Source organism: Microbulbifer maximicatervae (SeqCode) (genome assembly GCF_052467815.1).
Genome location: NZ_CP174326.1, coordinates 2,131,179 through 2,157,716, shown reverse-complemented (window position 1 = coordinate 2,157,716; position 26,538 = coordinate 2,131,179). Strand labels below are relative to the sequence as shown.

At 48.8% G+C, this 26,538-nt stretch carries 14 protein-coding genes; 5 read left to right on the top strand and 9 right to left on the bottom strand.

Going from position 1 to position 26,538, the window contains the following annotated elements; all coding sequences use genetic code 11:
- Positions 1-269: 269 nt before the first annotated feature.
- Both mmsB and ACJJIW_RS09345 read right to left on the bottom strand, forming a co-directional pair.
- Positions 270-1,175 carry a 3-hydroxyisobutyrate dehydrogenase gene (gene mmsB, locus ACJJIW_RS09350; RefSeq protein ID WP_444892071.1) on the bottom strand — a complete coding sequence of 302 codons (906 nt, stop codon included), beginning with the start codon at positions 1,173-1,175 and terminating at the stop codon, positions 270-272.
- A 72-nt stretch (positions 1,176-1,247) separates the two neighbouring features.
- Positions 1,248-2,354: an enoyl-CoA hydratase/isomerase family protein gene (locus ACJJIW_RS09345; protein ID WP_444892072.1), complete on the bottom strand. Its 1,107-nt coding sequence runs from the start codon at positions 2,352-2,354 to the stop codon at positions 1,248-1,250.
- Between the two features lie 180 nt (positions 2,355-2,534).
- Here ACJJIW_RS09345 and ettA point away from each other — a divergent pair, with 180 nt between their 5' ends.
- Positions 2,535-4,199, top strand: coding sequence for an energy-dependent translational throttle protein EttA (gene ettA, locus ACJJIW_RS09340; RefSeq protein ID WP_444892073.1), 1,665 nt, complete (start codon positions 2,535-2,537; stop codon positions 4,197-4,199).
- 213 nt (positions 4,200-4,412) lie between these two features.
- On the opposite strand, the gene ACJJIW_RS09335 is transcribed toward ettA, so the two are convergent.
- From ACJJIW_RS09335 to ACJJIW_RS09310, 6 genes are all read right to left on the bottom strand, one after another.
- Complete coding sequence (locus tag ACJJIW_RS09335) at positions 4,413-6,530, bottom strand: ATP-binding cassette domain-containing protein (protein ID WP_282931178.1); 2,118 nt, start codon at positions 6,528-6,530, stop codon at positions 4,413-4,415.
- Positions 6,520-9,252, bottom strand: coding sequence for an ATP-binding cassette domain-containing protein (locus tag ACJJIW_RS09330; RefSeq protein WP_444937176.1), 2,733 nt, complete (start codon positions 9,250-9,252; stop codon positions 6,520-6,522). The genes ACJJIW_RS09335 and ACJJIW_RS09330 overlap by 11 nt, the downstream gene beginning before the upstream one ends.
- A 2-nt stretch (positions 9,253-9,254) precedes the next feature.
- Positions 9,255-10,319 carry an HlyD family secretion protein gene (locus ACJJIW_RS09325; protein ID WP_444937175.1) on the bottom strand — a complete coding sequence of 355 codons (1,065 nt, stop codon included), beginning with the start codon at positions 10,317-10,319 and terminating at the stop codon, positions 9,255-9,257.
- Between the two features lie 2,776 nt (positions 10,320-13,095).
- Positions 13,096-14,234, bottom strand: a protein-coding gene (locus tag ACJJIW_RS09320) for an IS3 family transposase (protein WP_444935996.1) whose coding sequence is annotated in 2 segments (ribosomal slippage) — positions 13,096-13,985 and positions 13,985-14,234 — 1,140 coding nt in all. Because the reading frame shifts where the segments join, the coding sequence is not laid out codon by codon here.
- 810 nt (positions 14,235-15,044) lie between these two features.
- Positions 15,045-18,059, bottom strand: a complete 3,015-nt coding sequence (locus ACJJIW_RS09315) for a TonB-dependent receptor (protein ID WP_282931175.1) — start codon at positions 18,057-18,059, stop codon at positions 15,045-15,047.
- A 653-nt stretch (positions 18,060-18,712) separates the two neighbouring features.
- Positions 18,713-19,414, bottom strand: a complete 702-nt coding sequence (locus tag ACJJIW_RS09310; RefSeq protein ID WP_444892076.1) for a glutamine amidotransferase-related protein — start codon at positions 19,412-19,414, stop codon at positions 18,713-18,715.
- Between the two features lie 316 nt (positions 19,415-19,730).
- Between ACJJIW_RS09310 and ACJJIW_RS09305 the strand changes: the two genes are divergently transcribed.
- The 4 genes from ACJJIW_RS09305 (at position 19,731) to ACJJIW_RS09290 (ending at position 24,937) form a co-directional block, all read left to right on the top strand.
- Positions 19,731-21,332 (top strand): AbgT family transporter, encoded by a 1,602-nt coding sequence (locus tag ACJJIW_RS09305; protein ID WP_444892077.1) that lies wholly within the window; start codon positions 19,731-19,733, stop codon positions 21,330-21,332.
- 737 nt (positions 21,333-22,069) lie between these two features.
- Positions 22,070-23,128: an AraC family transcriptional regulator ligand-binding domain-containing protein gene (locus tag ACJJIW_RS09300; protein ID WP_444892078.1), complete on the top strand. Its 1,059-nt coding sequence runs from the start codon at positions 22,070-22,072 to the stop codon at positions 23,126-23,128.
- A 391-nt stretch (positions 23,129-23,519) separates the two neighbouring features.
- On the top strand, positions 23,520-23,774 hold the full coding sequence (locus ACJJIW_RS09295) for a hypothetical protein (RefSeq protein WP_444937174.1): 255 nt from the start codon (positions 23,520-23,522) through the stop codon (positions 23,772-23,774).
- Positions 23,775-23,830: 56 nt separating this feature from the next.
- Positions 23,831-24,937 (top strand): YHYH protein, encoded by a 1,107-nt coding sequence (locus tag ACJJIW_RS09290; protein ID WP_444937173.1) that lies wholly within the window; start codon positions 23,831-23,833, stop codon positions 24,935-24,937.
- A gap of 81 nt (positions 24,938-25,018) precedes the next feature.
- Here ACJJIW_RS09290 and radA read toward each other — a convergent pair whose 3' ends face one another.
- Positions 25,019-26,413, bottom strand: coding sequence for a DNA repair protein RadA (radA, locus tag ACJJIW_RS09285; protein WP_444896030.1), 1,395 nt, complete (start codon positions 26,411-26,413; stop codon positions 25,019-25,021).
- Positions 26,414-26,538: the final 125 nt, after the last annotated feature.

Genomic DNA, 26,538 nt, shown 5'->3' with positions numbered 1-26,538 from the left:
ATTACCTGGAAAAAAATCCACTGAAGCCATACGACTGCACAGCTATTGCGTTGGTAAAGGGGGGCCCATTTCCGGGAAGGGATTGGCAAGATAGCGACTCTCGCTGCCGCTGGGAACAGAGCAGCCTGCACTATTTGGCACCTAATTGCCAATTTGCGAACTGTCGCAAATTTTTCCATTAGGCGACATCAGTACAACTATGTAAAACCGCCTAAAACTACACCACAGCCAATGCTGCCTGACTGCGGTGTAGGACCTATAGATAAGCCCTAGGTAAGGCTACCCGCCGGGCGCCGGAACATGTTCTGAATACTGGAGAAATCCAGCTGCTGGTTTTCCTCACTAGCGCCATGCAGTTGGAAAAGATTTTTCGCCAGGGCTCCCATCGGAGTAGAAGATGCACTGGTTGAGGCGGCATCCATAGCCAGTCCCAGGTCCTTGAGCATCAATGCCACACTGAAACCGCCGGCATAGCCCTTTGCCGAAGGTACGCTCTCCATAGTGCCCGGGTAGGGATTATAGTTAGCCAGGGACCAATTATTACCCGAACTTTCCCGCATAATATCGCTCAGTACCTTGGCATCCAGCCCCTTATCCACCCCCAGCTGTAAAGCTTCTGCGGTACCGGTCATATGGATCGCAAGCAACAGATTGTTGCAGATCTTTGCCACCTGCCCAGCACCGGCAGCACCGGCGAGAAATATCTTGCTGCCCATCACCTGCAGCGGGGCCCGCGCTGCATCGAATGCCGCTTCATCCCCGCCGCACATAAAGCAAAGCGTCCCCGCCTGTGCCGCAGCTGTACCTCCGGATACCGGGGCATCTATCGCTCTCAACCCATGCTCCCCCGCAGCCTGGCTGACCTGGCAGGCATCCTCTGCAGAGATAGTCGAACAGTCGATAATCAGGGTATCGGCCGGGAGTTGCTGCAACAACCCAGCCCCTCCCAGGTAAAGCCCTTTCACCGCGTCGCCACTGGGCAACATGGAAATTACGATATCCGCGCCCTCAACAGCCTGCTGGGCACTGTCACAGGGCAGGCAGCCGTCTCGCTGTGCCTGCTCCAGAGCAACAGGGCTCAAATCAAATGCCGCTACGGTATAGCCGGCCTTCGCCAAGTTGGCAGCCATGGGGCCACCCATATTACCCAAACCAAAAAAGGCTATCTTTTCCATAAAAGCCACTCCCTATTTTGTTGTTGGTATCCCTGGCGATTAACAGCCCGGGACGCTCGGTAAATACGATATCTACAGGTCGGCCAGCGGGTGCTCACCGCCCCAGGGGCCCTCAAAGCAGCTTTCCACCTGCGCAGGTGTAATCTGTTCCAAGCTGTCAGGTTGCCACTGGGGTTCGCGGTCTTTATCAATCAACAGCGCGCGCACCCCTTCCTTGAAGTGGCCACTGGCACAGAGGTTTACCGCGAGTGCCAACTCCATGCGGTAGATATCCGCCAGGGAGAGGTGTCGAGCCCGCTGTAATTGCTCCCACACAATCCAGGGGGTCAGCGGAGAGCCACCTGCCAAAGTGGCAGCTGCCCGCTGCAACCACTTATCCACACCCTGGTATGCACTGATGGCGGCACAAACCTCTGGCAAGGTGGCAAAATCGGTAAGCTGCTGGATTTGGTCATAATGCTCTCGCAGAGCAGACTCAGGCCGCTCCAGAAGGGGCAGCTCCTGGGATTTAAGGCAATTGCTAATTAACTGGTGATTGGCTTCCAGGTTTTCACCAAAACTGAGCTCCGCTAACGCAGACAAGACTGACTCCCGCTGGCCCTGACCGATTATGCGGTCCGCCATACCGGCAAACAGGGCATCGGCGCCATTAAACTGCGCACCGGTCAGTCCCAGGAAAAGTCCAAGGCGCCCGGGCATACGATTCAGGAACCAGCTGCCCCCCACATCGGGAAACAAACCAATCGTAATCTCCGGCATTGCCATGCGAGTGGTTTCCGTCACAATCCGGTGGCTGGCTCCCGCCATAATGCCGATACCGCCTCCCATCACGAAGCCACCGCCCCACACCACGACGGGCTTGGCGTAAGTGTGAATCTGGTAGTCCAGGCGATATTCGCGGGAGAAGAAGTCGGTGGTGAAGCCGTAGTCCGGTGTCTCACCATAGGCGGCGGACTCCCGATACAGCGCCACCACATCGCCGCCAGCGCACAGCGCCTTGTCGCCACTGCCATCGATCCAGACTGCTGCGACTTCAGTGTCTTCAGCCCAGCGGTCCAACTGGGCCGACAACAAGTCGATCATGGGTGAATTTAAGGCATTGAGAGCCTTGGGGAGGTTTAACGTCGCGATCGCCAGGGCGCCGCGTCGGGAAAACAACACCGGGGAATCCTGATCCATTTTTATTCGTCTTATAGCTCTTGTACTAGATAGTGTCGCAGTTAAACACAGATCACATTTGACGTCAGCCACACGCGAGTACAGCGGGCTACCTCAGACATGCCCGGTTGCACTTTTTACGCAAACTGATAAGTTGCGCGCAAAATCTGACCGATTCCAACACCCATTACGGAACCCCAAATGGCCGAATACGTATACACCATGAACCGGGTGGGCAAAGTAGTGCCCCCCAAGCGCGAGATCCTCAAGGACATCTCCCTCTCCTTCTTCCCCGGCGCCAAGATCGGCGTACTCGGTCTAAACGGCGCAGGTAAATCCACCCTGCTGCGCATCATGGCCGGGGTCGACCAGGACTTTAACGGCGAAGCCCGCGCAATGCCCGGCATCAAGGTCGGCTACCTGCCCCAGGAACCGCAACTCGATGCCAGCAAGACCGTGCGCGGTAACGTAGAGGACGGTGTACGCGAAGCCATCGACGCCCTCGCCGGCCTGGAACAGGTCTACGCCGATTACGCCGAGCCCGACGCGGACTTCGATGCCCTGGCCAAGAAACAGCAACAGTTCGAAGACATTATCCAGGCCTGGGACGCCCACAACCTGGAGCACCGCCTGGAAGTCGCCGCAGACGCACTGCGCCTGCCACCCTGGGATGCGGACGTCAACAACCTGTCCGGCGGTGAAAAACGTCGTGTGGCCCTGTGCCGCCTGCTGCTGTCCCGCCCGGATATGCTGCTTCTCGACGAACCCACCAACCACCTGGATGCGGAATCCGTATTCTGGCTGGAGCGCTTCCTGCACGATTTCACCGGCACTGTGGTTGCCATCACCCACGATCGCTACTTCCTCGACAATGTTGCCGGCTGGATTCTGGAACTGGACCGCGGCCACGGCATCCCCTGGGAAGGCAACTACACCACTTGGCTGGAACAGAAAGAAAAACGCCTGGAGCAAGAGCAGCGCGGCGAACAGGCTCGCGCCAAAGCTATGCAAAAGGAACTCGAGTGGGCCCGCCAAAACCCCAAGGGCCGTCAGTCCAAAAACAAGGCCCGTTTGTCCCGCCTGGAAGAAATGCAGTCCCAGGACTTCCAGGCCCGCAATGAGACCAACGAAATCTACATTCCGCCCGGCGAGCGTCTCGGCGACAATGTGATTGAGTTTAAAGGTGTGAGCAAAGGCTTCGGCGAGCGCCTGCTGATCGACAGCCTGTCTTTCCGCGTGCCCAAGGGCGCAATTGTAGGTATCGTCGGCGGTAACGGTGCCGGTAAGTCCACCCTGTTCCGAATGATCAGCGGCACCGAGCAGCCAGACTCCGGCGAGATCAAGATGGGGGAAACCGTTAAGGTCGCCTACGTTGAACAGGGCCGTGAAAATCTGGATGACAGCAAGACCGTATGGGAAGCCATCTCAGACGGCCACGATATGCTCAAGATCAACAACTACGAAGTGGGCTCGCGCAACTATGTTGGCCGCTTTAACTTCAAGGGCAGTGACCAACAGAAGCGCGTAGGCGAACTCTCCGGCGGTGAACGCGGACGCCTGCACCTGGCCTATACCCTCAAGCAGGGCGCCAATGTACTGCTGCTGGACGAACCCTCCAACGATCTGGATATCGAAACCCTGCGCGCCCTGGAAGAAGCCCTGCTCAACTTCCCCGGCTGCGCCCTGGTAATCTCGCACGATCGCTGGTTCCTGGACCGCGTTGCCACCCATATCCTCGCCTATGAGGGTGAGAGTGAAGCGATATTCTTCGAGGGTAACTATACCGAGTACCACGAGGACTTTGTGCAGCGCAAAGGTGAGGATGCAACACCCCATCGCATGCATTATAAGAAGCTTAAGACTTAACCCTGATAACAAAAAAGCCCGCGTCAGCGGGCTTTTTTATGGGAGGGCCTTAGAATAGCTAGCCATAGGCTTAAGCTCTAACCAACTATGGAAAGAAAGGTATACAGCTGTTAGATCAGTCTGAATATCAGGTTCGAGGTACATAAGACTTATCCTCCCATAGATTACTTAAGTAAAGTGGAGGTAAAAATTCCCAATAAAAAACTTATCGCTCTATGGGTGGGCAATCACCATCAAAGTTTTTGCGTTTTTCTGTACGCAGGCTACCGCCATACGGAGGTTTTCCGGATCGAGTGCCGCAAAACTTTCATCCAGCACCACTAACTCAGCATTTTGCAAAAGTGCACGGGCGATAAATAAACGGCTCATCTCTCCGTGAGACAACCGCCACCCCATTTCCCCTACCGTCTGTAAAATTCCCGCAGGCATTTTTCGAAGAAGCGGGGTGAGACCCAACTCATCACAAATTGCATAAGCCTTGCGCAGGCTCTCCTGACGTGGCGGCCACTGATCTCCCATCAATAAATTGAATAAAAATGAGTCTCCCAACACATGGTTTTCATGAAATTGGGGAGAGGAGGCGACCATCCTGCGCCAAGGCTCAGCACCAATACTCGCCCGGTCGTAGCCATTAAGTAGTAATAAACCTTCATCCGGCCGCTGAATACCGGTAAGAATATTCGCTAAAGTAGATTTACCTGAACCAGAAGCGCCCTGTAGTAAAAGCCGATCGCCAGGATAAATACTGAGATTGCAACCCGCCAACGCCGCTTGATCTTTTCCTTTGTAAGTAAAGCCGATATCGCGTAAATAACACAGTGGTTGCGAGGAACTTTGCTGGCCCGACGGCGTAACCATTGCCGACCCCACGCTTCCCTTTACAATGCGCTCTTCCAAGAAAAATAATTCACGTGCTTTTTCCCAGGAAATTGCTGCATTCAAAGCACTGGTAAAGCCACTCATACACTTCAAGACCGCGCGATACCCCAACAACATGCCTCCAAAGGCAATCGCGAGCTGGGTACTACTGACACTGTTAGCGATAAATATTGGAGCCAACCCCACTACCCCAAGAAGTAACCAGAGGCGCGGCAAAAAAGCCTGCAAACGCGCCATGGTGTTATCCATGTGAGAGGAAATTTCCAGGTAGTTATTTAACTCACTGTCTTCGCCCCGGTGCCAGTCGCCAGGTGCCTGCTGCGCGAGGCGGGTGCGGTGGCCGATCATTTTCTCAATCAAACGGTGGGTCATTGAAAGGCGCTGTAACGTCCACTCTTTGCGGCCGTAGTACTGTGCCCGCCCCAGGAAAAACGCAACCGCTAAAAATAGGGGCAAAATTGCTGCGTAGATAAGGCCACCAGCTCCCATCAGTAAAATTGAGGCTGCAATTAACAGTTCTACAGCGCCAAGCAACAATAAAAAGGCACCCTGCAATGCACTGGCTTCTATATTCTCCGCATCATAAACCCTGCCCAATACCTGACCCGACCCCATATGGCGAATACGACTGGGAATAACGCGCAGCGCGCTGGCAAGCAGTCGCTGCTTCAGGAGTGCACCTGTCTCAACAGAGAGCACTCCTCGCATTCGGGCTGTGAGCAAAGATAGGGGAACCTGAGTCACCAATAGCAATACCCAGGCAGATAGCCAGCCGGTATCAATATGGCCCTCGAGCACAGCCCTACCTATTACCCACCAACTGCACAGAAAAATAGTCATCTGGGCACTGTGACAGGCAAGCATGGCGGCAAAGCGCCAATACAACCCGCGCTGGCGAAGCTGTAAGCGGAAAGACCGGTGAGAGGGTTGACGCAACAGCCAGAAATCATCCAGGCGTACGCCCGCAAGATTTTCCCGCAGCAGAGCAGCCATGGCTTTCTTGCGGCGACGCCCTTTAATGCATGCACTATCCAACAGTTGCTCGATTCGTTCGCGCTGAGGCCCTTCAAGCTCGCGAGCCAGCTGCTGAATAACCAGCTCTAGGCAAACTTTCTCCACATTCAGTGCCGGTGTGAGCAGCTGTAACTTATGCCCCCTGCCACCACACAGTGCGATAAAATATTCCCCCTCGGGAAAGCGAACCCGCAACAGTGCCGGGGCGGCTCCCAACAACATGGTTTCCATCTCTGGATAGCTACAACTCACCTGCTCCACTTGCAAGTCCAAAGCTTCGGCACCTGCCTGCAACCTGGCATTCAACTCCAGGGTGCTTCCCTGGGATTTGTGCTCCGCTACCTCTGGCTCCAAGCCGCTGTATTTTGCTAACGCTTGTAAGGCGGCCTCCAGCTGTGACACTGGCCAGCAATAGGGCATTAATTCTTTACTGCTCACTGGCAACCTCCGTAAACCGGGAGGCCGGTGTCGCCCCAGGGACTCCTTGCACTTCTGTCAATTGACCGCTGGCCATACGCAAGTGACGCCAACTGCTACTCTGCCAACACTCTTGCCAGAGACTGCTTTCAGCTGCCAGTAGCTGTGCATAGCGCGTATCGCCCTGGGCTTGAAGCTCACTGGGCTTGCCATCTTCAATAATGCAACCATCGTCCACGACCAAAACACGAGGAAAGTCCCGGGTTTCGCTGATATCGTGGGTAATACAGATCAGGGTAACCCCCTGCCAAACCTCCCGCACCCGGTTCATCAAGCGCTGCCGCTGTTGGCGATCAAGACCCCGGAACGGTTCATCCAGAATCACACAAGCAGTTTCCTCACAGCCAAGTGCGCGCCCCAGACGTACGCGCTGCCCTTCACCACCACTGACCAAAGCACCACTTTCACCTAGCGGGCTTTGCAGCCCCTCCGGTAGCGCTGCTACCAGCTTGAGTAAATCCGCTTGCTGTAAAATGGGGTAAAGGGGAGTTTCCAGCTTATTGCCGTAACTCAGGTTCTCCAAAAGGCTGCTATTCCACAGCTGAATTGCGGGATCAACCCAGGCACAGTGAAGGCGAAAACGATGCAGTAATTCTCCCTTCAATTCTCCACCGTTGAGCATTACACGGCCACTGGCGGGCTTGTGCCACCCCAGCAATAACCCTGCAAGGCTAGATTTTCCAGCGCCGGATGCTCCGACCACAGCAATTTGCTCACCGGGGCTGATTTCCAGATTTACCCTGTCGAGAATAGTGCGACCGCTGGCATTAACGGTGACATTCTCAAACTTAATTCCCACCGGTTTTGCCGGGGAAAATGCCACACTATCAGCGGAATTTTTGTCTGTATCAGTTTCAGTGACTGCTTGCAGCGGTTCGAGGGCTCTCAGTAAAAAATTTCGCTGCCGTGGATAACTTCGCATCAGCCCCGCAATTTCTTCACCCAGTGGCGGCAGTGCCAACACCCAATAAATCAATAAAAGCAGATCGGGACTTGCCCCTCGTGCATTAACACAATAAATCACCAATACACTACTGAGAGTGCAATTAACCAACAGTTGTACCGCCTGGCTATTGAGTTGAAAACTCAATGATGAGTATCCAGCCCTTATCCATTCGGTGAGCAGGTTTTCATGCTCACGCCGTACAGACTCACCTGCGCCGTGCGTACGAATTGGAATAACTCCCAGCAGCGCATCCATATAGAAGCGAGCCAAGGCTCCCGCATGAGTTTGTACTCTCATACTGTAATCAGTGAGTACTGGGTGGAACATCAAAGGTACAGCAACTTGCAATACCGACATCATTAGCACCAAAGGAGCAGCAACAGGCGCAAGCCAAATTATTCCCAGTGCAGTAGCGAGCAGGGAGAAAATTTTAAAAACGATACTCGTTCCAAGAACAGGCAAACCTCTTAAGGCGGCAATACGATGTGAGCGCTCGGCTGTGTCAGAGGTCGGGCGGCTCTGAAAGAAGTGATCGGGTACTTGGGGCAGCGCCGCTAAAAAACGCATGCGAAATCGATTTTCTAAACGCCGCCCTACCACCATTTGGATTTTTGCTGCAGGAAACTGCAATAGCAGTAATGTGATCATAAAGACCAGCAGTAGTGCAATCGTGCCTGCTCGCTGTATCTCTGTCGCTAACTCACTGTGAATATCAATCAGGCCACGGAAAAGCAAGGCCTCGAACATCAGCCCCAATACCGCTCCGAGCATAGCAATAAATATAGAGAGTGGCGCAATCATTCCATCTTCACGCATCAACCCCCATAGTTGCTTGAGAGGTTGAACCTGTGGCTCTCGCAAAGCCCTCGATAGCGCTTCCGATTTCGGTTTAACTTCACTGACATCGCGAACCCCTTTAACACTCACGATGACCGCACCACTAAATGCCAGCTGCTCTGGCGACAGTTCAATTGTCTCTGCCGGCTCACTTCCACTGGGACGGGACGGCCTAGCGCACCAGTAACTCTCTGGCACTAGAGAAAATGCTTGACTGGTATCTGTAGAAAACTCAACAAACAGCCGCTGCAACATACCACTGACTTCAGTTCCTCGCTTTATCGCCCCGGACGTAACTAATGAGGTGAGCATTCGAACGGATGCATCGAGAAATGCCAGCGACAGCCAACTCTTATCTTTTAGCCCTTTGTCACAGAGCGTGGTGGCCACAGTATCGCCAACCTTTAAGTGTGCAATACGCTCTTTAAGCGGGGCAATAAAGTCATCACCACCTGCCCAGCTTCTCCAGCCCTGAGGAGGCACCCGTAGGATGTGGACATGCAACTCATCCAAAAAACGACGTGCGCTAGGCCAACGCCTGCCACTGGCAGGGTCCATCACCTGCACGATACCGCGATGATTTCTCCACGCCACAACAAAATGAGTGTTGCCATTAGGTAGGCGCACCACAACCAATCCTGGTAAGTAATCAGTGGAACTCAGTAAAAGGTGATCCACGGGAACTACCATCTGGGCGGCATCCAGCCCTAACTCTATCGCAATCTTTTCCAGAGTATTTATTGAGGTGCCATCTACATCAGTCTGGCAAGCATCGCGTAAATGGCCGTAATGTGTGTTTACACCAAAGCCTTCAAGCAAGCACTTCAGGGAAGCCGGGCCACAGTCCATATTAGAGGTCTGAACAACCTCTGGAACTAACCAGCGTGTTTTGCATTTCACTATCACGCTCCCTCTTCTACTATTTCTGCGGAAGCTTTACCTGAAAGTATTTCGCCCGTCCTTTGTAGCAGCAGCTGATAAGGTGTTTTCTTACCTGTGGCAATTTCTACTCTGGCCGGTAAATCGTGTAATAAAGGGAGGTGGGGCGGTGTCTCACCTTGCAAGGATAGCTGTACAAGAACTTTACCTTGCTGGACGGCACTCGCCACCCGCTCTACACGAGCCTCCAATTGCCCGTAACGAGCCCAGGAAAATCCATCCAATTTTACTTGGGCCTGCTGCCCAGGCTGAATATGTCCAAGTGCTAATGCGGGCGGGAAAAATGCCTGTATAGAAATAACGCCTTCTGCCTGAATCGTTGCAACTTGTTGCCCGGCAACCAGTACTTCACCTTCCCGAATTTTCGCCAGCGAAGCCAATACCCCGGTAATTGGGGCACGTAAGTTCTGTTCACGTACTGCAAGATGGCTTTGCTGGATACGGGTATCAACTTCCGCAAGTTTTCCATCGATATCCTGATGTCGCTGCTTTAATGCGCTCACCTCAAGTTGATATTCACTAATCAGTTGCGCTCGACGATCCTCCAAAGCACGAATATCCGCTTGTACTTTCAAGGTTGCCATCGCCATTTGTTGGTACGTTCGCTTTGCGGCGAGGTAATCCAATTCTGAACTTTGTTGTTTTTGTAACAGTCGCTCATAACGATCAGTAACATCCGCTTGAATTTTCTGATTACTCACTTGAAGCTGGTACTGTTGTTCCAGTAATTTTAATTGATCGCTAAGGGCCTTCTCGTCTTCACCAAATTTTTTATCGAGTAGCTCTTGTTCTCTTTGAACTGATTCAAACTGATCTCGCAAGCTTCCGGATATCTTGTTATCTCCCTGCAAGCTCAAATCAAGTACGGACGTATCAAGACGAATTAATATATCGCCTTGCTCTAAGGCATCTCCCAGCTCTGCTTCAATATGCACAACACGCCCAACTCTCTGGGTACTTACATGGACAGTATTGTGATCTTGCTCCAACCTCGCATCTTCACTCACGCTATATGTTGTGATTTCCATTGTAAAAAACCATATAACCCAAGCCGATAAAAGCAGGACACCGAGAGCAATAGCTACAATCAGACCACGAATAGAATCTGAAACAATGGAACGTGAAGTGTGAAAAAAAGGAGTTGACAATATAAGAAACCTATCAATAGTTATCGCATTGAACAGGAGTAAAATTTGACTCTATTCATTCGATCTTTTGTATTTTTCTACTTAGAATACAGGAAATACAAATTTAGATTTCTCAGGTTATGGAGTCAATTGGAATCTGTATATTACTCGCTCTAACATAGTGATTTATAACTATCCCCCTAAACTAAAGTGATGATCCATGCAATGATTTTTACTCCACAGCCAAAGCAGGCAAGATGAAGCTTTTCAACCAAAAATCATTGAGGAGAAAATGAAATATAGACCTGGGGTGCACCTAAACACTCTCAAGTCATATTCATCTAACATGGAAAGTAAGTACAAACTAACGGTAGGTATAGTGGCCTGTTCACTTATAGTTATACTCCATCACTAAAACCTTGATACTGATCAAAGTAGCTGTCGAAAAACAAGAATTTCACATTTTTTACATATTTCAGCTAAGTAGCCATAGTACTATATAGGATAGGCAAGAACCCATTTTTTGATAAAGTAAATCTAAAAGCAAAGCACAAGAGTTAAAATCAAAAGCATAAATTCGGCTTACCATCAATATAGATTCGAGACTTGCTTAATACTTTACAGCATTTCCGAAATTGCAAAGCCAATACACATGCTAGAGCTCAATCACAAAAGGTGGCTCAAAGATTTTTATTAGAGATCTCGGTAGAAAAGTGGCAAATCGGGCCAATATAAAATCTACGAGACGGCGCTATCAAGAGTCTGAAATAAACACCATCCAGAATTTTTATTGAACAAAAAACTTATTGACTCCACCTAAAAACACACAATTAAAATGAATTCAGGGTGTTATCTGATTGGATAAAGCTCTAACAAAGCTGCCACTTGTGAACCAAGCATTGTATCAGCACCGTCAAGATTCTACTAGCAACAGACCTCCTTTTTCGGCCCTGCTTTTCGCAAGGATAGTTGTCGAGACATATTCTCGCTAAATTACTGATAAAGTCAAAGCTGACAAAGATAGGCTTAAATTATGAGCTAAATAGCAATAATCATATTAGGACATAGGTTTTATAGTTAAAAAATCATAGCTCACTTTCACCGCCAACTGAAAGCAAAAAGTAGAGGGGAGCAAACTCATTTAGATTGGTTCTAGTATTTAAAAATAAACAGCTAGAGCTATTCCTATAGCGGAAATAAAGTGGCACCAATCGACATCATTTGACGACTGGCGCCTGCAAACCCATATTATCCCATCGAAAGTAGACCAAGCGATAAGAGTCATGTAGAAAAATTGCAAATTCACGAATGAACTCTTACAAAATAGGTGTGTCGAACAATCAGTGCGAGCTACAACCATTTACGTACACTGGAATAAACTCGACAGGTAAGTTAGGGCCGGCAATCCCCCCTCAGGAAAGCAAAGCCTGCAGTGCAAGCAGATATAACTACAAGGTTATTCGAAGTTTTCAATAAAGCAATACTGAAAATAGCCCCAAAACCTATCGAGATCAATCTGTAAAAGCACTCCAAACAGCCTAACTTTGGGGGTCAAGGGAAAGATTACTTAATCTTCATCCCAAGGCAGCTCTATTTGTGCATCAGGACCAGCTTTAATATCAGTTTCAGTGTACATAGCGCACCTTCCTTTCAGTAAGTTCGTATAGTTTGCTGGATAGGAACCTCTACCCAGCAAACTAAAGCTTAACTCGATTATGCCCCAATATGCCAATGTTGACTGGTAATTATGGGTGAGTGATCACAACAAAAATTTTTGTCTACCGCTAGAAACATCCTGCATACATGCATAAGCCTCCTAAATTGAGCAAAAACTATCTTAGCCCAATAGGCTCTACTCTTCACTTTTCAGGATTATCTATCCTATTCACAGCCTACTAATTCTCTTATGGTGTAACATCCATCCTACATCGATCAACATTTATAAAATAATTATCGACCTCTTTAATGGAATCGATGAAAACCTCAACTAGCTTAACACTGCCCACAACTTCCTAGTGTAACTTTCATTAAACCAATCCTTGATACAGCCAAATTAAACTGAGCTTTCATATTGCTGGCGGAACTTTCGTACCAATTAATGTAGGGTAATCTGGGTCTAAATCCCCTAAAGATTATTCACAGCTCCTATTAAATTGAATTAACTTCTACAGCCCCCCCCCAGGAAAGACTAAATGCCAGCCCCAAAAATCAACTAACTTTGAAAAAATAAGTAAAAACTTAAACAGCAACCAGATCACAACAATAAATATTGACATACTCCGAGCATAATCAAACTCATTCTTAAGGCTGGAGTAACGGACTACCGTAAAGCCCGCTGCATAAAATTCAACCCATTCAAACTTGTAGCATCTACTCTAACTACACCTACCCACTAACCCACCCTTAGCTAGCACTAGTGTTTTGTTACACAAAAGTATCTCTAAAGCGCTTTGTAGCCTCCTAAACCTATCGCTAAAGAAATACTATTTAAATTTCATCAATTTATGCTGTAAACCTAAATTTTCTAGCAAAAAAATACCCGGCAACACTAAAGGTGGAATAATGTATATATCCAGATAAATCTATTGACCTCCAACCTCTCCCACCCACAGAGTTTATTCTTACCTAATTACTACCTAACACGAAGTGTTGTGGTCAACTCCAACCGGACACTTTCCTAAGCACATTTTTCAAATTCGATAGGGGTTACGTCCCCCAGTGTTGTATGTATCCTGCGTGAATTGTAATACGCAATATAGGCCCTCACGTCTGTTATCGCACCCTCCCTTGTCGGATAGAGGTTTCCTGTTAACCATTCCCGCTTCAGGCTACTAAAAAAACGCTCAGTAGGTGCATTGTCCCAACAATTTCCCTTGCGGCTCATTGAGCACACCATTCCATGCTGCTTTAGTAGCGCTTGGTAGCTATGGCTGGCATACTGGCTACCTCGATCAGAGTGATGCAGCAGACCTTTTGTTGGGGTGCGCAAATTGATAGCCATAATCAGTGCACGACTTGCCAGGGCCGTCTCCATCTGGCGGTCTAAGTGCCAGCCAACAATCCGGCGTGAATAAAGATCAATTACCACTGCTAGGTATAACCAACCCTGCAAAGTCCAGATATAGGTAATATCCGTAGTCCAAACTTGATTTTTAGCACTCGGTGAGAAATCCCTATTTAGAAGATTCTCAGCAACTGGCAGTTGGTGCTTGCTATTTGTGGTTAGTGTAAATCGCTTCTTCTGTTTTACTACCAAGCCGAGCTTTTTCATGAGTTTGCGGACTCGATAACGCCCAATTTCAAAGCCTTCTTTGCGCAACAGCTTCATTAACCGACGACTTCCGAGACTCTCACGAGATTCTGCAAATAAGGCCTTCAATCGATGGCATAGTTGCCAAATCTGGCCATCTATTGGGCTATCACTACGACGACACCATTCGTAATAGCTGCTCTTATTTACTTGCATTACTCGGCAGAGCACTCTAACTGGAAAGCTACCTTGCTGCTTTTTAATAAATTCGTACTTTATTTCATTTCTTTCGCAAAGAAGGCGCTGGCCTTTTTTAGGATTTCCTTCTCCATCCGCAATTGCTTTACTTCACGTCGCAGTTGATCCAGTTCAGCTCGTTCGCCCGAATCCAACCTTACTCCGCTCTCTTCCTGCTCCAGCTCCTTTATCCAGCGTCGCAGATTGTTAGCAGTGGTTCCTACAGCCTCTGCGGCCTTGGAAATCGAATACCCTTGTTCTGAGACAAGAGCTACGGCGTCTTTCTTGAACTCCGGCTTGAATTTCCGGCGTGTACCTTTTGTTGTCATACTTCACCTCGCTAGGTAGTTTTACCATCTTAACGAAGTGTCCGGAAGGATTAGACCACTACAAAGAGCCGCCCACCTGAACAACTCCTACCTAAAATCTTAAAGAAGCTAATAAGCTTGGCCAAAACCGTCAAACTCAAATTCAAAAAAGCTACTCTAAATTACAAAAAGTTATAACTAAGCAAGACGACCCCAAAGAAAAAACACAATCTTCTGCTATTATCTTTGCACACCTAAACATACGGACACCCAAGGGGCATTTAAAACTCCTCTTAACACTATCGCCTTTAAAAAAGTAATATAAAGACAATTAATATAGCTATTAATTTTCCCAATAGGAACTTCCCTATGGTTAGCTGCAAGATTTTTTTGACCCCACTAAAATTAGCTCCGGATTCAGCCTCTGAACTATTCCAAGATCTAATTATTAAGGAGTTAGATACAGAGGAAGACCCTAGTATAGAAATAATTAACGCCCTTCAAATAACACCAGGCGAGTGCTATATAGAAATAATCTGCTCGAAGAAACCCAGCCTAACACATCAAAAACTACAAACACTATCCATCCAGCTTGATGAGCGGGCTCGAAGTTATTTTCAAATTGAAGATCCGATTCGAGTAAGAGTACTAATACTCGAAGAAGATTTCATTACTGGAATAAACTAAATGATCAGTTAAAAATAAAAAAGGGCCATTATACTGCAGTTAAAGGCCAGCTTAAAATTAAGAGAAATCAGTAATGTAAACTAAAACAAGAACCCCTGTAGTAATCTTATCAAATCATTACTACAGGGGGATTTACTAATCGTATTAGAAGGTTGCTACTAAGCCAATTCTTGCAGACCTTGGCGCTGTCCAGTCGTATGCAGCGCCATACCAATCGTTAACTTCAGCAGAATTTAGCTCGTAGTGCTCATTAACATTAGTCGCCTCTTGATTATCAAATACATTATAAATATCAAGAGAAGCCGTCATGTCAACTCCATTTAATGAGAATCTATACCTCATAGAGGCATCTACATTAAATGTCCACGGAGTTCTGCCAACTTCTCCTCTTGGGATGTACACATATTCGCCTGTTTCAGGGTCCAGATGGTAGAAGGTATCACCATAACTACCATAAATATTTGGATCGTCACTCGGGTAACTATGGCCAAATGCTGATATTGGTCGCCCACTTGCTAAAGTAGCGTTTAAACCGAATGTTAGGTCTTCAGTAAAATCATAACTTCCAAATAATTTAAAGACATGTCTGCGATCATTAGGCTGGTATCCTTCTGCCCCATCCATAAGGGCGGGGAAGTCGAAATCCTGAGTAACACCGGCGTCAGCCTGGTCAATATCAGACTTCACTGCACCTTCAAAATTACCTGTGCTACGAGACCAAGTATAAATGAACTTCCAGGTCATCTGATCTGTACTATAGGTCAGATCCGCTTGAAGGGCACGATAGATATTTTTAGCTTCAGGTAGACCGATTGTTCCTGCAGAGAATTTCCTGAGGGAATCTGGATCTGGCGAGCCATCAAATAACTCCCCTTTCACTACAAGTTCGGAGCCATCCCAGTAATACCCATCGGCATACCAGGACATCGACTCACCCGGATTTACCATAACGCAGTATGGCCATGCATAGCGTCCACAGTAATCATCAAGAGCGGAAACAACTTCACGATAAACCCCTCGAACTCCTACACTTAGTTCATCGTTAACCGCTGTTTCAAAGCCCAAAATATACTCGTCTCGGGCAAATGGCTCAGCTTCTTGGGCCTGGAATATGTCCTTCTCTGGAATTACAGGCACAGAACTTACATAGGAGGAAGACGCAACATCACCATTTATAGGCGTAATTCCTGTAGGCGCATTAGTTACAGGATCAATGCCAGTATAAGTATAATAGGTTGTTACATCGCTAACGCCGGATGCGGCTCTATAGATAGTATTATTCGCAATAGGTAGATAATACCGTCCCCAAGTACCGTAAACCTTTGTCTCACCATCACCAAAGGGGTCCCAGGAAAATCCTAATCGAGGGGCAATATCCGTATCGAACTCGAACAGCTGTTTCCCAGTAGTACCATCTCCCTCATAAATATCCTTCCGAAGACCGATACTTATCATCAAGTCATCCATTATCTGCCACTGATCTTCAATATAGAAAGCAGTTAAATCTGAACTAAAACCGCCTCCACCTTCGAAGATTCTATCGCTAACGACTTGCAGCGGTTCTCCAGTTTCATTTGTAAATAAAGCTCCCTGATCACCCTGTACACTACCGCCAATGCCAATAGTTTCATAAGTCCAACTATGACCAGCAACTGGAGCTGTAGTACGAGTTGATGAACGCTCCTGAATATCAACTCCCGCTTTAAGGCTATGATCCCCCAGTGAGTAATTGATATCAAAACGATATTGAGTATTTTCATCGAAATTTGACCCAATAGTTCCACCACCACAGGTGCTCACCCCAAGCCCAGCTTCATCTGCAATTGCTGGACATTCTAGAGCTAAGGGCTCAGTGGTATACTCAGTTTCAATTTGGCCAGCCATAGCGGATATACTTAAATCGTCGGTTATATATCCGGTATAATTAAAGGAATGAGCTTCAGATCCCCTTATTCGGGTATTACCCGTAACAACCCCCGCTGCAGCGCCAATATTTGGCCCAATTGACCCGGTATTCGCATCAAATTCAAAGATGAGCTCCTCCGTTTCATTCCGATCGGAAAAACCGAAATAACTCAACCTATGACTATCAGTAATATCCCAATCTATTTTGGCCCCCCAAAATAGATTGTCAGTACCAGATGATTCGCGAGTACGAAACTGAGTATCTGGATTTCCCTGGTCGAACCCAGATCGATAAGCAAACTTATCAGTTTTATCCCTAGGGTTTATCAAGCCATAGAAAAAAAGCTTATCCTGAACAATTGGACCCGAAGCAGAAAATGTGTAAGAGATTTCATCATATTCATTTTGGGATTCATTGCGGAAAACATCTCCAGTTCCACCATTGCCCCTCGAAACAGACCCTTCTGAGCGGAAGAAATCTGGATCCCAATAGACCGTACTGCCGAACTCCCAGGTATTCCCACCACTTTTAGTAACTGCATTAACAACACCGCCAGTTGTGCGACCAAATTCTGCTGAATAACCGCCGGTCTTCACCTGAAACTCTTGGTAGAATTCAAAAGGAACAGAACTACAGCCTATCCCTTGCCGGGTATTTGTGACTTCAAGCCCATTGATGTAGCAGGAGTTTTCCGCAATTGATGCGCCACCGAAAGAAGCGGCACCAAAACCATTACCAGTACCAAAGCCTGTATCCCCGGCAATAACTCCTGGCGCCAACAATGACACTGCTGTCAGGTTTCTTGCGATTGGCATCGCATCAAGCTCAGCCTCTCCCATAACCAAACCAGAATCCATCGTATAGGTGTCAACAGAGGTCAGAAGCCTGCCTTCAACAACAACCTCTTCGTAAGTGACATTATCAATGTCAAAATTGGCACTAGCATTTGCTCCAAGAGCGACCCTTACTGTGCGCTCACCGACTTGCTCCCCGTCTTGCGTGACCACGACTTGATACATGCCAATAGGCAGCTTGGTAAATCTGAAGTTCTCTCCCGGCAATGTCTCAATCGATCGCGTCAGGCCCGTACTCAAATTATTAACAGTGACGATGTACTCTTCTTCCGCTTTTTGCTCAGAAGCTTCGATAACCCCAACGATGTTGGAACTTGAATTACCTGTCGCATACACTTGGCTACCAACAAACGACAACCCTATCGACGTCGCTAAAAGTGTCCTTTTAAACAGATTCATAAACCCATCCTTTTGATTATTAAAATGTTTATTAATTATGTTAATTAAACCAACCTTCTATTGCCTACTCACCCCCATCAAGTTATTTATTCCACCAAACAACTATAAAAAAGTATGAAAAAGCGCTTCAAAAAATTATCCAACCTTCAATATTGACAGATCTAGAAAAGTTAAAATTGGGACAATCATTTCAATTACTTAAATTAGCCCCTCTTGGCACCCCACATATTAAGCAATCATCCTTTTTTAAAACAACCAATAAAAATATTTTCTACCGCTCTTTAATATACATCAAATAAAAAAGACAGAAATACCGCCAAAACCGGACACAATTAGCAAATAGAAACTATTTAAAGCCGAACTAACAAATTTGTTCCACGTTCAGATCCCTGTCAAAATGCGAAGGCAACTTCAACAGAAGACAGTTAGAGCCAAATAAAATAAATTACAATCTATGCTCAAGCATATCTAAATTATAATTGCTTTTTGTCACACTAATTTACTACGCCATTCAGAATAATAATTAACATACAAAAAATGCAGGGTAAGCCAGAATATATTCTCAATATCAAGAAATAGAGTGAGTCAGGATAAGTAAAGTCAGGAATGGGTGAATTGTAAGGAAGTGAGGCCATTCACTTCCTTACAGGAATTTACTTGCGTAAAAACTCCAACATCCACTTGGCAACCGTATTCTCATGGATATCGTTCTTCAGCGACTCCTGTCCTTTATCAACAACAGCTTCACCAAACGCCTCTCGGCGGAGCTCCATCAAGCTATTTGAATAAATCTTGGTAAATTCCGGGTGCGCCTGGAAACTGAGCATATGGTCGTCCACTTGCACCATTGCCATAGGACAGAACTCACTGGATGCCAATACTCGCCCCCCCGGGGGCAGCTGATCCACCTGATCCTGATGTGTTACTAAAAGGCTGAAATTAAGCGTTGGCTCAGACATCCAGCTTGGCGTCTCTTGCATCTCATAAGTGTGTACCCCCAACCCCCATCCTTTATCCGATTTACGCGCCCGACCTCCCAGAGCCTGAGCTATTATCTGATGACCAAAGCAAATGCCAATAGTCGGCTTTTGCTTCTCATGTAATTTGCGAACGAATTCCATTAAAGGGGCAATCCATGGCTTATCGTCATAGACGCCGGTCTTGCTACCTGTAATAAGGTATGCGTCTACTTCATCTATCTGCTCTGGATACTGACCGTGTTGGACTTCAAAGGTGATAAACTCCAGCCCGGAGTCCTGGTCGTGCAGCAAGTTGACAAACATCTCCGGGTACTCCCCAAATTCGTCGACGAGCTCTTTGCGCACATCATCGGTCTTTAATATTCCAATCTTCATTATTTTCACCGCTGAATTGACTGCTTGGTGTTGAGATTATGGCATACCTATGCATCAGAGAGCGTCATCTAGGGTATTTGACACTCGAGGCCATACACTACCGCCAGCACACCACCCATCATAGATCTCTATTCTATCTAGGCTTCTCTATAGCGTTTAACCCTGACATCTAGGAGCAACATTTCTTCCAAGGCATTCTTAGCTGAAGTAGTTTTGTGTATGATCTCGGCTTTAGCACATTTTTCAGCCAACCCTTCGGCTACAGGGCGGCCCAGAGGCAATTAGGGCCGCTTGCAGTTACGATTGAGGACAAACAATGACCACAACAACCTCCCCGAGTGATCGGCAGGACAGCCCACCTGGGCGCAAGACCGCCTTTATCCGCTTCTTAGACGCCGTGGAATGGCTCGGCAACCTTCTTCCCCATCCAATAACACTATTCGCACTATTTGCCGTTGGTGTGATAGTCATTAGCGGTGTCGCCTCTTACTTTGGCCTATCTGTCCCTGATCCTCGCCCAGTTGGCGCCGCTGGCCGCGCGCCAGATGGCGTTATTGAAGTCTTTAATCTCATGAGCGGTGATGGGCTCAGGATGATCGTTACCAGCCTGGTAAAGAATTTCACCGGATTTGCGCCCTTGGGCACAGTTTTGGTAGCTCTTTTGGGAGTCGCGATTGCCGAGCACTCGGGCCTGCTGAGTGCCGCTGTGCGTGGCTTGGTACTCCAGGCTTCTAAGCGCACCGTTACGGTTATTGTGGTTTTTGCCGGCATCATTTCCAACACAGCCTCAGAGCTGGGCTATGTGGTGCTAATTCCCCTCGCCGCGATGATCTTTCACTCCCTCGGTCGACACCCCATCGCTGGCTTGGCCGCTGCATTTGCCGGTGTCTCTGGAGGCTATAGTGCCAACTTACTGTTAGGAACTGTGGACCCTTTGTTGTCTGGAATCACTGAATCTGCGGCCCATATGATCGACCCGAACTATTCAGTGGGCCCGGAAGTAAACTGGTTCTTTATGATTGTCAGCACCTTCCTGATTACCGCTGTTGGCAGCTGGGTGACCATGAAGATCGTTGAGCCAAAGTTGGGGAAATATGATCCCAGCGAAGCATCTGTCGACCTGACTCAAGACAAGGTCGGCACTCTGACCGAGGCTGAGAAACGCGGCCTCAAGTACGCGGGCTTGGCAGTTTTAGGTGTATCTGCTGTGCTTGCCTTGACAGTAGTACCTGAGTGGGGTGTTTTACGTAACCCTGAGACAGGCCTGGTCGCGGGCTCCCCCTTCCTTAAAGGGATCGTCTCATTGATTCTGGTATTTTTTGCAATTCCTGGTTTTGTATACGGCAAAGTTGTTGGCACAATGAAAAATGACCGAGATGTCATTGATGCCATGGCCAAGAGTATGAACAGCATGGGTATGTACATTGTGCTGGTATTCTTTGCTGCACAATTTGTTGCCTTCTTTAAAATCACCAATTTGGGTACCATCTTCGCCGTCCTGGGCGCAGATACGCTGCAGAGCATCGGTCTTACTGGGCCACTGCTATTCCTGTTCTTTATCATAATGTGTGGCTTTGTGAACCTGATGCTAGGCAGTGCCTCAGCTCAGTGGGCAGTGACAGCCCCCATATTTGTGCCAATGCTGATGTTGCTCGGTTACGCTCCGGAAGTGATCCAGGCTGCCTACCGTATCGGTGACTCTGTGACTAACGTAATCACGCCGATGATGAGTTACTTCGGTCTAATCATTACATTTGCCGCACGCTACAAGAAAGATCTAGGGATGGGTACTTTGATCGCTACTATGATCCCCTACTCCATCTTCTTCTTCATCGGTTGGACAGCGCTGTTCTTTATCTGGGTATTTGCCTTGGGACTGCCGGTAGGCCCAGGTGCCGCTACCTACTACGGTGGCTAAGCTTTTCTCCAAACAGTGATCCACAAGCCCGCTTTTGCGGGCTTTTTTGTCTGCGCAGAATGACTACTCTTTTGACCGAGTCATTTATATCCGGCTGTAACTACCCTAAAAGTGTTAAAGCGTTCCTGAAATCACCAGTCATTCAAGCTAGCTTTAGCGAGCAGAAAAAAAAGTGGATAAAGTATGAAAAAATTATTATTCCCAGATATGAAGTCACCATAAAACAAAAAGATTTTATTGCTGTCATACGGGAATAAAGTTTCAATATATCAGGTTCAACTGGTATTTTTTTTCATTAGGTGACAGTTTGTTTATGGGTAAAATCCAGAAGCCCTTCGAATCCGGAAAAAAAAACAAGTAATATAGACCTTGAAATAATACTTAGCGGAGACTGATAGGCGGATTGCGCCAGTTTCGCCTGCCCTGTTTTAATCTCAAATATTACTCTCTCAGGATGAGCCGTGTGCACTTTGTGGTAGTTAGTGCAGTAACAATTATTCATCGCGCACATTACATATCAGGAAATCGAAATAAAACAGGCATTCGCCAATATGACGGTTTCATAAACCTGTCAGACAAAGCCCAGGAAAGCATAATTCTGGAATCTGATTTAATTGCAGACTCCCAAAATTATCGGGTGCCCCTATCAGTTGAAGATTTCCGCTCAAATTGAAGTTGCGACCCGGCACGCCTAATAATTTAAATCAGGCTGGGTTCTTGGAAGGATTTGGAAGAAATTGACCCAACAAATAAGAGCTAAGCTGTTAACCGGCTTTTATGACCAAGTATCCCAGCTAAACGGCTGTCCGGAAACTCTGCTTAATAGCGCCGGTATAAACCCCGAGCAAGTTGAAAAACTCGAGGGGTACCTCCCTTTGAGTAAAGTGACAGACCTTGTAGAAAAGGCTGCGCGGCAACTCAACTGTGCAGACTTTGGACTGAGACTAGCAAAAAGCCAGGGGGCTGCAGCCCTGAGCTCTCTGGGGGCAGCAGTATTGCAGTCGCTTACCCTGGGAGAGTTCCTCAATGCTGCCGTAAAACAATTTGCTGCTCCCCCTTATAACCTCCGAGTTGAATTGGAGGTTAAGGGGCTGCAAACATATATAACTTTTCATTGCTTAAATGACCTGGAAAGTTATATACCCTCGGACTCTTCATTGCCGCTAGAACTATTCAGGGAATTTTTACTCGGGGTGTCCGTTGTCGCCCTACAAATACTCTGTGGGGAAAAATTCAACCTGGAGGCAGTTCACTTAAAATCCAAGCGTCCGCTACACGACCAATACGAAAACTTTTTTGGCACGGAAGTACTTTTTTCGAAAAATAGCGATACCTTAATTCTCAATAGCGGCCAGCTGGCCCAACCTACAGAGAAGTGCAACCCGGTATTAAGACCCCTACTGAAATCCTATATCGATAAAGTACTGAGCGAAGGCGAATCAAATTTGATTCATCAGGTAGAGCAGCTGATCTACTGTCTGATGCCTCTGAAGCGTTGCAGTCTGCAAGAAGTTGCCAACCAGCTAGGTATGCACAAGCGCACTCTACAGCGCAGGTTGCGAGACCAAGAATTGGTGTTTGAGGATATTCTGGATCGAATTCGCCGAGAACGCGCGGAACATTATCTCAGTCGGAAGTTGCCACCGATGGCTCAGATTTCCAACATGCTGGGATACCGAGAGCAAAGCTCATTCAACCGGGCTTGCGATCGCTGGTTTGGTATTACCCCGATGAAAGTCCGGCGTAAGCTGCTAAGTGAAGCCGCAGCAAAAGCCGCACTGGAAGCTGAGAGTTAAACCTCACAAGTAATAAATCGGGACACAAACCTACTCTAGGTATGTGTCCCGATGGTCTTATCTAAGGCCTTACCTTCTAGCCCTCCAATTACGCCGACCATACTAGCTTTTCTTCATGGAATTGGCCGGTACCCGGACTAGAAGGTCATAGTTCCATCTCCCCTGCACCACACTTCTTTACAAGCTGTCCACATTACTTACTCATTCCTCAACTATTTTCGATTGAAGTCCCAGGGCGGTACCGAGAAGCCAACTTTCTGTTGAGCGGTAATCGCCACTACCAGAGCCTATAGTTTTAGTTTTGGGCGACACCAATAACTATTGTCAAAACCCAAAGAGCAAAATCACAGCTTGTGGGACTCCCCCAAAGTGCCTACGACAGGAGATCATGATGAAAAGAATATTTATTCCAGTAGCAGCCCTTTTACTGGCCACTAATGTGTCCGCACAGCCCCGCCAGCCGCCGCAGGAAGCGATTGATGCCTGCAGCAGCCTGGCAGAAGGAGACGCCTGCACTGTCGAGACCCCGCGAGGCACTCTGGAAGGCACCTGCCGTATGCCCCCAGAGGTTGAGCAGTTGGTCTGTGTACCTGCCGGCGGTAAGGGCAAAGGTGGCCCTCGCCCAATGGAAGATGAAGCGCAATAAATCCTAATAAATCGATCGAGGCCGGCCAGCGGTACTGTAAATCTTGAGATGTGATTATGAAGAAGTGGTTATTTGCGGGGCTTTGCAGTATTGCACCGCTCGCACTGGCTCACGTTCCTGACAGCGCCCTACAGGCTTGCAAGAAGCTATCCAGTGGCGCCAGCTGCACTATAGAGCTGCCCAGCGGACTAGTCACTGGTCGCTGCCGCAACCTCCCCCAATCACACGGGCTAGCTTGTGTTCCCGAGCGTAAATCGGCTGCTCGCGCTACAGGGGGTGGCGCCGCTGGTGGGCCCCCCGCCGCCCGTAAACATACAGTGGTACAATCCGACGGCCTGCAGCACACAGTCCCTGCTACCGAGGCGCCCATCACCTTTAGTGAAGTGAGTATCAGTATTCAAGGGCCCTGGCGCGTTATTGAGGCCAACGGTATTTCCGAGCACAAGACTGGCACCTTCCCCAATCGCGGCAATCCCCATGAAATCGAGGTGCAGCGCTACCGTTTTCGGATTCCTGCAAATCCCCAGATCGCCGCTCAATCCACACCAGTTCCGTTACAGGACTTTGGTATCGGCCTGAACGGAGTGCCTTTCGACCCCAGTGCTGCGGAATGGTACCTGGGCAATCGCGGACGCTGGCGCTACGAAGCCCTATCCGGCGCGATTCAGCTGGGTGTAGACGATAACTACGCCCATGTTCAGCCCAATGGTGCCTATCACTATCACGGAATTCCCACCGGTTTATTACAGCGCCTGGGGGTATCTAAGGAAAGGCATTCGCCGCTGATTGGCTGGGCTGCCGATGGATTCCCCATTTATGCCCTGTACGCCTATGCCGATGGTTGGGAACCTAAATCCGGGATTGCGGCAATGACTTCAAGTTATCAGGTGAAATCCGGGAAACGCCCCAAGGGCAGTAAAGAACCTGGAGGCTACTACGATGGTACCTTTGTGGATGATTACCACTATGTGGCTGGCTCCGGCACATTGGATGAGTGCAACGGCAGAATGGTAAGCACCCCGGAATTCCCCAAGGGCACCTATGCCTATTTTCTAACAGAGGACTGGCCCATTATCCCGCGCTGTTACAAGGGCACTCCGTCAGAGGATTTTCGTCGGGGCCCCGGTAACAACCAGCGCAAGGGAGCAACTAGGCGCCCCTAGCGCAGGAGGCTCTGAAAACTCACTTCTCCAGGGGAATACGCAAGGTATTCCCCTGTCAAAACAGCCGCCCCGGCTGGGCTGTCAGCTCATATCAATTACTGCCAGCGCTTCCGCCAAGGTCTTGACCGAGTGCATTTCCATTCCCTCGATATCGTTCTTAAGACGGTTGGCTGCAGGCACAATGGCTTTGCGGAAACCGTGTTTGGCCGCCTCGCGCAAACGCTCCTGGCCCGAAGGCACTGGGCGAATCTCGCCTGACAGCCCAACTTCCCCGAATACCACCAGATCCCGGGGCAGGACACGGTTGCGGAAACTGGAGACTACCGCCAATAACAGTGTCAGGTCGGCGCTGGTTTCCATCACCTTTACCCCGCCGACCACATTGATAAAGACATCCTGGTCCCCCACCAAGACACCACCGTGGCGATGCAACACAGCGAGCAGCATGTTCAAGCGGTTCTGGTCGAGGCCCACCGCTACCCGGCGGGGGTTGCCAAGACTGCTATCGTCCACCAGGGCCTGCAACTCCACTAACAGCGGCCGGGTGCCCTCCCACACCGAGGTCACCACAGAACCGGCTGCGATCTCCTCAGCCCTTTGCAGGAAAATGGCTGAGGGATTGGATACCTCTTTCAAGCCCTGCTCTGTCATGGCAAACACGCCGAGTTCATTGACGGCCCCAAAGCGATTTTTATGGGCACGCAATGTGCGGAAGCGGGAGTCGTGGGTGCCTTCGAGGAGAATGGAGCAGTCGATAATATGTTCCAGCACCTTGGGGCCTGCGAGGCTGCCATCTTTGGTGACATGCCCCACCAGAATGAGCGCCGTGCCGGTCTGCTTGGCAAAGCGGGTCAGGTAGGCCGCACTCTCGCGCACCTGTGCCACAGAACCGGGTGCCGATTGCACATCGCTCATGTGCATCACCTGGATCGAGTCCACTACCATAACCCGAGGATTCACTTCCTTGGCCGCCAGGCAAATACGCTCCACATCGGTTTCGCTGAGCAATTGCAGGGAGTCCGTGGGCAGCCCCAAGCGCTTAGCGCGCATAGCAACCTGCTGGAGAGATTCCTCGCCGGTGATATAAAGCGCCGGCATTGATGTGGCGAGATGGCATAAGGTCTGGAGTAAAACAGTGGATTTCCCCGCACCGGGGTGGCCGCCGATCAATACAACGGAGCCCGGCACCAGCCCGCCGCCCAGTACCCGATCCAGTTCCGAGGCCGTAGTGGGAATACGCGGCAATTCACTGAGGTCGATTTCCGATAGTTTTTGTACTTTGCCAGCACCAGCGGAACCGGCGTAACCACTTTGTGCATCGGTAAAATTCGCGGCGCGACTGTCTTTGTGATCCGGTCCCAGGCGTACTTCCGATAGGCTATTCCAAGTGCCACAAGCACTACACTGCCCTGCCCATTTGGTGTAGTCAGCGCCGCATTCATTACACACGTAGGCAGTTTTACGTTTTGTGGCCAAAGCACTCTCCCGAAAAGTCACAGAATTGATCGGCGCACAGTTTACCCCTTATCCGGCCAAGGCGGGTGGTGCTCAGCAGTCTAAAATGACTCTCCTACACGGATCCCTTCTATTGGCATCTTCTC

Bases quoted from the DNA above. Each gene is read 5' to 3' on its own strand.
- ACJJIW_RS09315 (WP_282931175.1), bottom strand. From the start codon at position 18,059: ATGAATCTGTTTAAAAGGACACTTTTAGCGACGTCGATAGGGTTGTCG.
- ACJJIW_RS09310 (WP_444892076.1), bottom strand. From the start codon at position 19,414: ATGAAGATTGGAATATTAAAGACCGATGATGTGCGCAAAGAGCTCGTC.
- mmsB (WP_444892071.1), bottom strand. From the start codon at position 1,175: ATGGAAAAGATAGCCTTTTTTGGTTTGGGTAATATGGGTGGCCCCATG.
- ACJJIW_RS09345 (WP_444892072.1), bottom strand. From the start codon at position 2,354: ATGGATCAGGATTCCCCGGTGTTGTTTTCCCGACGCGGCGCCCTGGCG.
- ACJJIW_RS09305 (WP_444892077.1), top strand. From the start codon at position 19,731: ATGACCACAACAACCTCCCCGAGTGATCGGCAGGACAGCCCACCTGGG.
- ettA (WP_444892073.1), top strand. From the start codon at position 2,535: ATGGCCGAATACGTATACACCATGAACCGGGTGGGCAAAGTAGTGCCC.
- ACJJIW_RS09295 (WP_444937174.1), top strand. From the start codon at position 23,520: ATGAAAAGAATATTTATTCCAGTAGCAGCCCTTTTACTGGCCACTAAT.
- ACJJIW_RS09290 (WP_444937173.1), top strand. From the start codon at position 23,831: ATGAAGAAGTGGTTATTTGCGGGGCTTTGCAGTATTGCACCGCTCGCA.
- ACJJIW_RS09325 (WP_444937175.1), bottom strand. From the start codon at position 10,319: ATGGAAATCACAACATATAGCGTGAGTGAAGATGCGAGGTTGGAGCAA.